This is a genomic window from Rothia sp. 110740021-2 (genome assembly GCF_054263775.1).
Genome location: NZ_JBSZFE010000001.1, coordinates 536,269 through 548,845, shown reverse-complemented (window position 1 = coordinate 548,845; position 12,577 = coordinate 536,269). Strand labels below are relative to the sequence as shown.

11 protein-coding genes are annotated in these 12,577 nt (G+C 56.6%); 1 reads left to right on the top strand and 10 read right to left on the bottom strand.

Annotation, left to right across the window (positions count from 1 at the left end):
• Positions 1–6: 6 nt before the first annotated feature.
• Positions 7–963 carry an AEC family transporter gene (locus tag ACUXHH_RS02380; RefSeq protein ID WP_279741210.1) on the bottom strand — a complete coding sequence of 319 codons (957 nt, stop codon included), beginning with the start codon at positions 961–963 and terminating at the stop codon, positions 7–9.
• A 309-nt stretch (positions 964–1,272) separates the two neighbouring features.
• Between ACUXHH_RS02380 and ACUXHH_RS02375 the strand changes: the two genes are divergently transcribed.
• Entirely contained in the window at positions 1,273–1,719 is a 447-nt protein-coding gene (locus ACUXHH_RS02375) for a hypothetical protein (RefSeq protein ID WP_314079786.1), read from the top strand.
• Between the two features lie 240 nt (positions 1,720–1,959).
• Here ACUXHH_RS02375 and guaA read toward each other — a convergent pair whose 3' ends face one another.
• The 9 genes from guaA to groES form a co-directional block, all read right to left on the bottom strand.
• Positions 1,960–3,552: a glutamine-hydrolyzing GMP synthase gene (guaA, locus tag ACUXHH_RS02370; protein ID WP_279791300.1), complete on the bottom strand. Its 1,593-nt coding sequence runs from the start codon at positions 3,550–3,552 to the stop codon at positions 1,960–1,962.
• Positions 3,553–3,779: 227 nt separating this feature from the next.
• Positions 3,780–4,472, bottom strand: coding sequence for an ABC transporter ATP-binding protein (locus ACUXHH_RS02365; protein ID WP_458390737.1), 693 nt, complete (start codon positions 4,470–4,472; stop codon positions 3,780–3,782).
• The gene (locus tag ACUXHH_RS02360) at positions 4,450–5,775 is read right to left on the bottom strand and encodes a hypothetical protein (protein ID WP_458390736.1); all 1,326 of its coding nucleotides are present in this window, start codon (positions 5,773–5,775) and stop codon (positions 4,450–4,452) included. Before ACUXHH_RS02360 ends, ACUXHH_RS02365 begins: the two co-directional genes overlap by 23 nt.
• A 167-nt stretch (positions 5,776–5,942) precedes the next feature.
• A complete protein-coding gene (locus ACUXHH_RS02355; protein ID WP_458390735.1) occupies positions 5,943–6,593 on the bottom strand; it encodes a hypothetical protein in 651 nt (216 codons plus the stop codon).
• A 140-nt stretch (positions 6,594–6,733) separates the two neighbouring features.
• Entirely contained in the window at positions 6,734–6,937 is a 204-nt protein-coding gene (locus tag ACUXHH_RS02350; protein WP_371568963.1) for a lactococcin 972 family bacteriocin, read from the bottom strand.
• 402 nt (positions 6,938–7,339) lie between these two features.
• Complete coding sequence (locus ACUXHH_RS02345) at positions 7,340–8,470, bottom strand: GuaB3 family IMP dehydrogenase-related protein (protein ID WP_070690995.1); 1,131 nt, start codon at positions 8,468–8,470, stop codon at positions 7,340–7,342.
• A gap of 145 nt (positions 8,471–8,615) precedes the next feature.
• Entirely contained in the window at positions 8,616–10,133 is a 1,518-nt protein-coding gene (gene guaB / locus ACUXHH_RS02340; protein ID WP_458390734.1) for an IMP dehydrogenase, read from the bottom strand.
• Positions 10,134–10,441: 308 nt separating this feature from the next.
• Positions 10,442–12,028 carry a chaperonin GroEL gene (gene groL, locus ACUXHH_RS02335; RefSeq protein WP_458390733.1) on the bottom strand — a complete coding sequence of 529 codons (1,587 nt, stop codon included), beginning with the start codon at positions 12,026–12,028 and terminating at the stop codon, positions 10,442–10,444.
• 106 nt (positions 12,029–12,134) lie between these two features.
• Positions 12,135–12,422, bottom strand: coding sequence for a co-chaperone GroES (gene groES, locus ACUXHH_RS02330; RefSeq protein WP_005505066.1), 288 nt, complete (start codon positions 12,420–12,422; stop codon positions 12,135–12,137).
• Positions 12,423–12,577 lie beyond the last annotated feature (155 nt).

Sequence of the window (12,577 nt, the reverse complement as noted above, 5' to 3'; positions counted from 1 at the left end):
TGCCGCTTAGCCGGAGAACATCAGCTGCAGAATCGGCACGGCGAGCGCTATCATTCCCAGGCTGACGACTGCCCCGGCAGCAATAACCGGAGCTGCAGTCCCCTCGTGCCGGTAGTGGGTTTCCAGAATGACGATATTAGCGGCTGGCGGTAGCACTCCGAGGATAAAAAGTACCTGCGGGTGTGCCAGTAGCTGATCGAGGTGCACTCCGGTATGCGTGTGCATCCAGTATGCAGCGGTTAGTATGCCGACACTGTAGACGCTCACGAGCACAACACGAAGTACTGCCCACCCGAGGGCTTGTTTTAGGTCGGTTCGGTGCAGTCGGGCGGTGCTCAGCCACATGCCTAGCACCATGAGCCCGACGAAGCTGAAGACCCAGGTGATGAGCCGGTAGATACCGGCGGCGTGGGTGTTGAGAAACGGTCCGGTGGGCATGCATATCAGCCCGATTGCTACGGCGACAATGGGGCGGTTAGTGAGCAGGGACCGTAGTACCGCACTAACGGCAGCTTTTTGTGTGGGCTTGGTGCGGCTAGTCGTGAGTCCATCTGTATTGGTTTCTCTGCGCATGAGTGAGGTGCCGAGAATATTACCCATGACGGAGTTGCCGATATACGCGCCGACGTATAGGCGTACGGCTTCCTCACCCCAGAAGCTGGCGACTACGGGGATTCCGAAGATTCCGGCGTTGAGGTAGACGAGGGCGAGCCGTTGCACCGGGTCGTTAGTGAAAAAGCCGGAGCAGCGTACGAGAAGCGCCATGAGCACCATGGTGGAGGCTGCCATGAAGAAGAGTTCGGGACGGCTGGTGGCGACGATATAAACGATGACGGTGGGGATAATCCAGCAGGTCAGCAGGGCGGAGGCGCTTTCTTTCAGGTGGTTGCCCCAGTGCTCGGGTAGCAACGTTGCGAGCCCGAAGCCTACCCCTAAGTAGAGGAGTGGGAGGATCATTCCCATGCTCGTTCCTTTCGCTGTTGCTGTGTCTGTGCCGTTGTTTTACGGTTAAGGTCCCTGTCTAATAACCCTACCCTGAACCTTCAGATTGAGGTTTATTAATTTTTCCTTGTATTTTTCGAAATTTTTGCGTCATATTGCATCTTATTCGCTGATACTCTCATTTTTTAGACGGTTCGCTTCTAATCTTGAAATATAGAGGGAATATATTTTCCACCATATTCTTTTGTTCTATCACTGACACTCATTCCTTACGAGATTAGGAACTAAGCTGTTTCTTCTCCCGTGAGGCTAAATATGCAGGAGCCCGCAATGCAACAGCCGTATCTTTCATCCCCTCCCGAATCTGGTGGTGTCCCGCAGCGTCCGGCGAAGGCTTCTAGCCAGCATGCTGATGCGCATATTCCGTGGCGTTCTCCCGCTATGTCTACTACCCCTGCTACAGCTTCTGTAGCCGCCGTGCCCGCCCCCGAGGGCCCTGAGCAGACCTTTAGGGTGCCTCACCCGGTATTGAGCATTATCTCGTGGCTGATTGCGGCTGCGAGCGCTATGTGGCTTGTGATCTTGGGTGTCTCTTTGGCCCTAATTGTGGCATCGGATGTGAACCATGATTCTGAGTTCATGATGCTGACCTATGGCGTCTACATGGCGTGCGCGTTTGGGTTCTGTTGCTTTGGAATATTCTTTGCGTTGCATTTTGGATTGGGTTCGAGCGCTCATTGGCGTGATTCGATTCGTCACCCGCATCACCCGCATTAAAGGGTTTTCATTTCCCCGTGTGGTTTTGTGGAGATTTTTTAGTTCTTTTATTTGAACTCTCGTTTTAAATATTTCGGCGTTTTTCTTTAAAATTTATGCGAAAAATCTAAGCTACGGAGTTTTTTTAGAAACGCTCACATGAAGAAAGCCGCCCAGCGCATCCACTAACAGGATGCACCGGGCGGCTTTCTTTATAGACTCTCACTACCTCAAGCAGCTACGAGCCTACCGGTGGAAGGATTACTCCCACTCAATGGTTCCCGGGGGCTTGGAGGTAACGTCCAGCACCACTCGGTTAACGTCCTTGACCTCGTTCGTAATACGGTTCGAGATCTTAGCCAGCAGGTCGTACGGCAGGCGCGACCAGTCAGCGGTCATTGCGTCTTCCGAAGAGACCGGGCGCAGCACAATCGGGTGACCGTAAGTACGGCCGTCACCCTGAACGCCCACGGAACGAACGCCAGCCAGCAGAACCACGGGGCACTGCCAGATGTGCTCGTCCTGACCTGCTGCGGTCAGCTCTTCACGCACGATAGCGTCAGCTGCACGCAGGGTCTCCAGGTTCTCGCGGTTAACCTCGCCGACAATGCGGATGCCCAGGCCGGGGCCGGGGAACGGCTGACGTGCCACAATCTTCTCGGGAACGCCGAGCTCACGACCGATAGCGCGCACCTCGTCCTTGAACAGGGTGCGCAGCGGCTCAACCAGTTCGAAGGTCAGGTCGTCAGGGAGGCCGCCCACGTTGTGGTGGCTCTTAATGTTTGCGGTGCCGTCGCCGCCGCCGGACTCGACAACGTCCGGGTACAGGGTGCCCTGGACCAGGAACTTGATGTCTGCGCCCTCTTCGCCTGCTTCAGCAATCAGCTTGCGCTGTGCCTCTTCGAAGGAGCGGATGAACTCGCGGCCGATAGCCTTACGCTTCGCTTCGGGCTCGGTGACACCCTCGAGGGCGGAGAGGAAACGCTCCGACTCGTCGATGGTGATGACCTTGATACCCATGGAGGCTGCGTAGTCCTGTTCGACCTGTTCACGCTCGCCCTCACGGAGCAGACCGTGGTCGATGAAGAAGCAGGTGAGCTGGTCGCCAACAGCCTTGTGCACCAGTGCTGCTGCCACGGAGGAGTCAACGCCGCCGGAGAGCGCGCAGATGACGCGGTCGCTACCGACCTGCTCGCGAATCTTTGAGACCTGCTCTTCGATGATGTTGCTGGTGGACCAGGTGGGCTTCAGGCCTGCCACGTTGTAGAGGAAGTTCTCCAGGGCAACCTGGCCATAGTCAGAGTGCTTCACCTCGGGGTGCCACTGCACGCCGCCGAGTTTGCGGGACTCGTCCACGAAGGCTGCCACGGATGCACCGGGGGTTTTTGCCAGCACCTCGAAGCCTTCGGGGGCTTCGGTCACGGAGTCACCGTGAGACATCCACACGTTCTGGGTAGTGGGGGTGCCGGTGAGGAAGGAAGAGTTCTCAGCGCAGACCACAGCGTCGGTTGCGCCGTATTCGCGCAGACCGGTCTGGGCGACGGTGCCGCCGAGGGTCTGGGCCATGACCTGGAAGCCGTAGCAGATACCGAAAATCGGCACGCCGGCTTCAAACAGGGTCTTGTCACCCTTGGGTGCACCATCGGCGTAGACCGAGGAGGGGCCACCGGAGAGCACGATGGCTGCCGGATTCTTGGCGAGCATCTTCTCGGTGCTCATGGAGTGGGGGACGATTTCGGAGTAGATACCGGCTTCACGCACGCGACGAGCAATGAGCTGTGCGTACTGTGCACCGTAATCTACCACCAGGACGGGACGCTCTTCGAGCTGGTCCAGGTTCACAGAGTTGGTCACGAAAATTACCTCAACGTGTTGGTACTAATCCGCGCACTTGCGCGGGGATATATCTATTTTACGCTATCGCGTTGTGGGGTTGAACGCCCGCGGCGCGGGAACCCTTCAGCGAATGACCGTTCTTTTCAGCAAGTAAAAATAAACCCTGTATAAGAAAGTACCGCCCGGCGACGGAGTTAACGACTCCATAGCCAGGCGGCACATTGCAAAAAAACAATCCTCTTCGTTTATCCCTTGAACTGAGACATATCAATACGCCGGTCGCAGAAGTCCGCCACCGCATCGCTGTGCGTAGCAATAATGGCACAGGCCCCGGCGTTCACCAGCTCTCGCAGAATATCAAGCACCTGCGCCTCGTTCTCGGCGTCCAGCGCGCCGGTCGGCTCATCTGCCAGAATCAGGGAAGGCTGCTTCAACATAAGCCCAGCAAGCGCCACGCGCTGCTGCTCACCACCCGAGAGTTGGTAGATAAGAGACTTCTCTCGCCCAGACAAACCGACCCGGGCGAGGACGGACTCTAGCTTTTTGCGGCTCGGACGCTGCGAACGCGGCATAACCGCGAGCGGTCCGAGGATATTCTTTTCAACGCTCTCCCCTTCTACTAAGGCATAGTTCTGGAAGAGATACCCTAGACTATCACGGCGGAAATGACGGCGGGTTCGCGCTGAAGCTCCGCTTAACCGTGCACCACGGAATGAATACTCGCCCTCACTGAAATCTGCGAGGGTTCCCAGGCAATTGAGTAGGGTGGTCTTACCGCTTCCCGAAGCACCGGTAAGGGCTATCATTTCCCCCGGAGCTACAGCAATATGGACATCAGCAAAATAGGATGTCCTGCAATACGCACAGACCCCCCGCTTACGGCCAGCAGATTCTCTGTTTTTAAGATGGACGTCATCAGTACATTTCCTTTCGCGCATGATTGGCAACAGTAACTCGGTAGCCTCTACCAAAGGACCATAAACTCGTACCAATCGACACAATAACAGTGGATGTGAAGAGTACCGTTGCCAGTACTGCAATAACAGATGCAGTCTCAGCCCCAGCATTGAGATACTGCTCGTGGGCCAAACTCGTTAGTTGGAGGACTCCATAGCTAATGACAAGAATCGTCAAAACCGCCTCCCCAATGAGAACCCCACGGAAAGTCCGGGTCGGATGCATACCGTAGGTAAAGGAACGAGCGATACGCTGCTGATGTTCTGCGCAGTACACACGTGCGTACTCCAGAAGGGTCACAAGACACAAAACGGAAAGGATGATGAGCGCATACAAGCTAATGCGTTGTTCGCTCTGCATCCTGCTTGTGAGACTAAAATATTTTTCGCTCACCGGCAGAATTTCACCTACGTAGCTTCGAGCTGCACTACCCTTCAGAGAATCAAGAGCTTTCTGCCGGTCCTTAATAAATGCCCCGTTCTGACTGAAGGCGGCAACGAGCATCTCCGTTCTGTCAGTCAGCACAGTTTTCGGGACATACACAATGATGGGGTTCTGCACAAAGTAGTTCGCTTTAGTACCGTCACCATATGTATAGGATCTCGTTACAGACTCATATGCCCTCAACTCCGAAAGCTCAGCACGTGAAGCTTCTAAATTATTCGAGGAAGAAGAGCTATCAGCCGAGTCAAAAGTACTAGAAGCAAGGTGCCTTATATCATCAGTGTGCTTTTCCAATTCCTGGGGATAGTAGACGCTAAGACCGCTACGACCTTCCAGGTCATCAAGAGGAGGTAAGCCTGCTGGCAGGGATTCAGGATTACTGTCCAGATATTCACGATTCACGTACAGGAAGGTACGGCCCAAGCTCTGATCAGATTTCAGAGAGCCTGATTCATTCTTTCCGGCTCTATAAGCTTCAATCGATTCATAGGATGTATAGACAAGGTTCTCTGCACTAGCGAGGATGACGTTATCAGATTCTATCTGTTCTTTACTCCAGCCTTGAAGGTTCTGGATGTCACTAGTCTTATATCGGAAACCATTAAAGGACACACTATATCCGTTACCCTGAAGCACCGCGGGGCGGGCTTGATTGAGTGCATGGACTTGTTGAGTCGTATAAGCCAAAGTGGTCAGAGTAGCAACAACAAGAATAAGCGCCAAAGAGCGGCACGCCCAGCTAGCCGCATAGGTAATACGCGTGGGTACCTTTCCTTTAAGGGCTTGTCCAATAGGTATAGCTACAGTAAGTGCACAAGCCACATAATGCAACAGAAGCATAAGGCCCAACATCCAGCACAGCAGAATAAGCTGAACTTTCAGTGTCAAAGCCGCAAAAGCCCACGAATTGTACAGGGCGAGGAATATATAGAAAAGGGCATAGAGGCCCAGAATTCCACAAAGAATAGCAGGCCCCGACTCTAGCAGCTGTGCACCGTAGACACGGTTTAAGGATGCTCCATGCAGACGCAGGCGCGCGCTTTTTTCGTCTGCCGGAATATGGCACCAATCAGAGCCGTACTAAGGGCTAGGCATGTTGCAATAAAGGCATACCCGCCTGGGGTTCCCATGTAGTACCCTGCAATACTTCGGAGATTGAGAACATCGTATTCCGTTGTATGCGCACCATTTTCACGCAGGGTAGCGAGTAGCTGGGCGCGTTGTTGCTCACTACCGCCATAAAGGTTGTAGAGACCTCGCGCTTCTGCAACCTTGCCCGGATTAAACCTTTTGACCTCAACGCGGTCTTCAGGAGTATAGGAAGGGTATCCTGTTTGTTCCCACCCACGTACAGTATTTTCGGCACCACAGAATTCGAGTACGATACCGTGCCGAGTATCTGACACATCAAGGGTGCGACGAGCTATAGCGATACTGTTCTTCTCCGCTTCCTGACACATATCCTCTAGAAATTTGCGAGTATCTACGCCTTCACTGATTGAAGGAATCTGGAGGTTACGGGTATGCCCAAGAGATATCTCCGAGTTGATACTCAGAAGCATGAAGAAAGGGAACACAATGGAGGCGAGGGTCGCCCATAGATAAACTGAGGTGAGGACCGATACATACCGGCCAAATCGGAATCGACACTTAAGCATGGGGATTCATTTCTGTCACATGGGCGGACCGTCTGATAGATTCACTCAGACGGCCCGCCAAATATTTTGTATATTAGCCGCCTGCATCATTTGCAGGACCATATTGCTAATACGTTATAGAACATCCAACGCGCTCATCTCTAACAATGGTTGTTATAGTAAGCCTCGTTAGTGTGGTTCCAAGAACGACCAGACCAAGCCCTAGCAGTGGTAAAGGGCTTCTGACATCCGGAGTAAACCCAGTCACTTCCCCAAACGGTTGCGCTATGCCGTTCTTCTTTGTGGTAATAACGAGACCACACACCCCAGACAGATGAGCCATAGTCCCAAGTACCACCATGCACATCAACAACAGTCGCCACAGCCGGGACAGTTGCGGCAGGAACGGCAGTCAGTGCCGTCGCGCTCAAGGCGATAGCGGCAAGCACCTTCTTAACAGGGGGGGGGGAGCGAAGATACCCATTTCTAATATCCTTCGATAGGTATATCCATATGGTATTGAACTTGCAGTTTTGCAGAAGTTCTTTCAAGGAATATAGACTTTAGCCATATCCTTACTAGGTATACTACAGTGAAAATATAATCTCAGTCACCATAAAATGAGAAAGTTTCACAACGTGGCATAAATTCCATTCTCCCAAAGGCAGTGACTCAACCCCTACCTAAAAGAGCAGGTCAAAACAACACCGCCCGGTAGTCGGAGGGATAAACCCACCAACCACCGGGCGGTGATTCTTGAAGCTACATTAGCCGCGGTAGGAGGGAACCACAGTCAGTTCAGCCTTCTGGAACTTCTTCAGGTCCAGGTAGCCGCAGTTAGCCATTGCGCGCTTGAGCGCACCGACAATGTTGCTGGTGCCGTTCACGTGGTGCGAAGGACCGTACAGGACCTCCTCCAGGGAGCCGACAACACCCAGCGGGGTGCGCACGCCGCGCGGGAAGTCCAGCGAGTGCGCCTCGTTGCCCCAGTACCAGCCCTGGCCGGGAGCCTCGGATGCGCGAGCCAGCGGAGCGCCCAGCATGACAGCGTCAGCGCCCAGTGCAAGCGCCTTCACCATGTCGCCGGAGCGACCCAGGGAGCCGTCAGCGATCACGTGCACGTAGCGGCCGCCGGACTCATCCAGGTAGTCCGAACGTGCTGCAGCCACATCAGCGATAGCGGTTGCCATCGGTGCAGAAATGCCCAGGCCCTGACGGGTGGTCTGTGCAGAACCGCCGCCGAAGCCCACCAGCACGCCGGCTGCGCCGGTACGCATCAGGTGCTTAGCCTGCGAGTAGCCAGCCACGCCACCAACGATGACCGGAACGTCCAGCTCGTAGATGAACTTCTTTAGGTTCAGCGGCTCGTGCGAGGTCGAAATGTGCTCAGCAGAGACAGATGCACCGCGGATGACGAACAGCTCAACGCCAGCCTTCACCACGGTTTCGTAGTGCTCCTGGGTGTTCTGCGGGCTCAGGGAGCCGGCAACAACCACGCCGGAGTCACGAATCTCTTCCAGGCGTGCAGTGATCAGTTCCGGTTTAATCGGCTCGGAGTAAATCTGCTGCATGCGGGTGGTCGCTGAGGCGGGGTCCGCCTCGGGCAGCTCAACAATCTCGTCCAGCAGCGGCTGCGGGTCCTCATAGCGGGTCCACAGGCCCTCGAGGTTTAGAACGCCCAGGCCACCCAGCTTACCCAGTGCGATGGCGGTCGCCGGGGACATGACCGAGTCCATGGGCGCACCAATAATCGGGGTGTCGAACTTGAAGGCATCAATCTGCCAGGAGGTGTCAACGTCACGGCGGTCGCGAGTACGGCGGGTAGGCACCAGCGCTACATCATCCAGGGAATAGGTGGGGCGGGCGTTCTTAGAGAGGCCAATCTGAATTTCAGACATGGGGTGAATCCTTTCGAATTCGGTTTGAGGGGTGCCGCTGGGCGTTATTCGCTCCGATGCCCGCCCGATCCCTGAACGGGTATGGGGCGGGCTCAACGGCGCATGGTGTGCACACCGTGCGGCGAATCATCGTTGGTGAGGCGTTTTAGCGGCGGTAGTTCGGTGCCTCAACGGTCATCATGATGTCGTGCGGGTGCGATTCCTTCAGACCTGCGGGGGTGATGCGCACGAACTGACCCTTGTACTTGAGCTCCTCGATAGTGCGGGAACCAACGTAGAACATGGTCTGACGCAGGCCACCTTCGAGCTGGTGAATCACTGCGGAGAGCGGGCCGCGGAAGGGAACCTGACCCTCAATACCCTCGGGAATTAGCTTCTCTTCGCTGGAGACGTCAGCCTGGAAGTAGCGGTCCTTGGAGAAGGACTTGTGGCGACCGCGGGTCTGCATCGCGCCAAGCGAACCCATGCCGCGGTATGCCTTGTACTGCTTACCGTTCATGAAGATCAGCTCACCGGGAGACTCGGTGGTACCAGCCAGCAGGGAGCCGAGCATCACGGAGTCAGCGCCGGCAACCAGTGCTTTGCCAATCTCGCCGGAGTGCTGCATACCGCCGTCAGCAATCAGCGGCACACCCGCCGGGATTGCTGCCTTAGCGGACTCGTTAATAGCGGTCACCTGGGGAACGCCAACACCGGCAATAATGCGGGTGGTGCAGATGGAGCCGGGGCCAACGCCAACCTTCACACCGTCAGCGCCAGCGTCGATGATTGCCTGCGCGCCCAGGCGGGTTGCAGCCTGGCCACCGATGACGTCCACGTGTGCTGCGGCGGGGTCCTTCTTCAGGCGGGCAATCATGTCGAGCACGCCCTGGGAGTGACCGTTTGCGGTGTCCACGAACAGTGCGTCAACGCCTGCCTCAACCAGGGTCATTGCGCGCTCGTAGCCGTCGCCGAAGAATCCGATAGCGGCGCCGGCACGCAGGCGGCCGTCCTCGTCCTTGGTGGCATTGGGGTACTGCTCAGTCTTGACGAAGTCCTTGAGGGTAATTAGACCGGCGAGCTTGCCTGCGTTGTCGACCAGAGGCAGACGCTCAATCTTGTTGTGGGACAGCAACGCAAATGCTTCGTCCTTGGTGACGCTGGGGTGCGCGGTGACCAGCGGCATGGGGGTCATGATATCGCGGACGCGAATGCCCTCGTAGTCGGAGCGGGAGATGTAGCGGATATCGCGGTTGGTGATGATACCTTCCAGCACGCCCTCTTCGCTAACGACGGGCAGACCGGAGACCTTGTAGTAGCCGCAGACCTCGTCGTATTCGGCAATGGTTGCGTCAGCACGGATGGTAACGGGGTTAATGATCATGCCGGACTCGGAGCGCTTGACGCGGTCCACATGTGCAGCCTGGTCCTCGATGGAAAGGTTGCGGTGGATAACGCCCATACCGCCCAGACGTGCCATAGAGATAGCCATAGCGGAGTCGGTCACGGTGTCCATTGCGGCGGAGATAATGGGGGTGTTCAGGGTGATGCGCTTGGACAGGCGGGTAGAGGTGTCCGCATCGGAGGGGATGACGTCGGTGTTACCGGGCAGCAGCAGCACGTCATCGTAGGTCAGGCCGGTGAAGCCGAAGGGATCCTCGGACAGAGCGGTGGGAATGGTCATTGTCTACCTTTCGGATGCTGGCTTCATCGGTGAGAAGCTCAGCCTATACGTTGCATATGTCAAGATGCGGTACGAACCGTCTGCTCGCACCCCACAAGGTGGTTTGAGCGCAAACGGGAACAGCTTACCTTCTATAGTAAACCGCTAAAGATTTCTTTGCTGAGAAGCACTCATAGTAAGCGTCCTTCAGCGGGAGGCTGTCGGCAGGTTCTAGCGCCCTTCGAACGCGAGCGCGCCCGAGCCTACCGACAGCGAGTGCCCGGTACCGCCTCCATGGTGGAGGGGGCGGTACCGGGCACACACACTATTTAGTCTTCTTCAGTTTCTTCAGGCTTCTCAACCACCAGGGTCTCGGTGGTCAGCACCAGAGCCGCGATGGAGGAGGCGTTCTGCAGAGCCGAACGGGTCACCTTCACCGGGTCAATCACGCCAGCTTCGATGAGGTCCACGTACTCGCCGGTCTTGGCATTGAAACCGTGACCCACGGGCAACTCGGAGACCTTGGAGACGATGACGTAGCCGTCTTCGCCAGCGTTCTCAGCAATCCAGCGCAGCGGCTGAGCCAGGGCACGGCGAACGATCTGTACACCCACGTTTGCGTCGTGATTACCCAGGTCCATGCCGTCCAGTGCCTTCAACGCGTGAACCAGTGCGGAACCGCCACCGGAGACGATGCCCTCTTCCAGAGCGGCACGGGTGGAGGACACAGCATCCTCGATACGGTGCTTGCGTTCCTTCGCCTCAACCTCGGTTGCGGCACCAACCTTGATGACCCCCACACCGCCGGCGAGCTTAGCCAGGCGCTCCTTGAGCTTCTCGCGGTCCCATTCGGAATCCACGCGCTCAATTTCGCGGCGTAGTTGCTGCACTCGATCCTCGATTGCCTCAGGGGCGCCGCCGCCATCCACGATGGTGGTGTGGGACTTGGTGACGGTCACGCGGCGTGCCGAGCCCAGGTGCTCCAAGGTGACCTGCGGCAGGTCGATGCCCAGCTCACCGGTCACGACGGTACCGCCGGTCAGAATTGCCAAATCCTGCATGATTGCCTTGCGGCGGTCACCGAAACCGGGAGCCTTCAGAGCAACCACGTTGATGGTGCCACGCAGCTTGTTCACGACCAGTGCGGAGAGCGCCTCACCGTCAACATCTTCTGCGATGATGGTCAGCGGCTTCTTGGCCTGAACAATCTTCTCGAGCACGGGCATGATTTCTGCGATGGTGGAAATCTTGCCCTGGTAGAGCAGCACGAGGCTGTTCTCCAGCACTGCTTCGCCGCGCTCAGCGTCGGTGACGAAGGAGGGCGAGAGGTAGCCCTTGTCGAACTGCATACCTTCGGTGATGTCCAGTTCGATTTTGGTGGAGGAGCCGTCTTCAATGGTGATGACGCCGTCCTGGCCGACCTTCTCGAAGGCGCGAGCCAGCAGCTCACCAATCTGCTCAGACTGGGCGGAGATAGCGGCAACGTGAGCCACCTCCGAGCCCTGCACAGGGCGTGCGTTCTCGAGCAGGCGTGCGGAGACCGCCTCCACGGCAGCCTCAATGCCGCGCTTGACGTCGGCGGGTGCCGCGCCGCTGGTGACGTTGCGCAGGCCCTCGTTGACCAGTGCCTGTGCGAGCACGGTTGCGGTGGTGGTGCCGTCACCGGCTACGTCGTTGGTCTTGGTGGCGACTTCTTTCGCCAGCTGGGCACCCAGGTTCTCGTACGGGTCATCCAGTTCAATTTCACGAGCAATGGACACGCCGTCGTTGGTGATGACGGGTGCACCCCACTGCTTGTCGAGCACAACGTTGCGCCCGCGCGGGCCGAGGGTTACCTTGACCGCGTTTGCCAGCTTATCGACGCCAGCCTGCAGGGACTTGCGGGCGGCATCGTTGAATTCAAGCTGCTTAGCCATGTGTTCGCTACTCCTAGTGCGTCACAGAAAAGGAAATTTTGAGGGGCAGATGATAGCTCATGCGCCGTACCGGATGAGCGGTACGGCGCATGAGCATCTGAAAGTATTAGTCGACGATTGCCAGAACGTCGCGTGCGGAAAGAATCAGGTATTCTTCGCCCTGGTACTTGACCTCGGTGCCACCGTAGCGGGAGAACACGACAACATCGCCTTCCTTGATGTCTACGGGAATGCGGTTGCCCTTCTCATCCACGCGGCCCGGGCCAACGGCGACAACGCGTGCTTCCTGCGGCTTTTCCTTCGCAGTTTCGGGGATGACCAGACCTGATGCGGTAGTCTGCTCAGCCTGCTCAATCTTGATAACGACGCGGTCTTCCAGGGGCTTGATAGCCATAATCGGTTCCTCCGGGTTGTGGATTTACGTTTGATGCGAGATAGCGGCGCAGTGGCGCGCCCGATAACTGTCTCGAGTGCTACCTCAACTCTAGTTTCACCTGTGCTTTCGGTCAAGAAAAGCGCCCCTCTGTCGGGGTGTTTCACCGCAAGGCG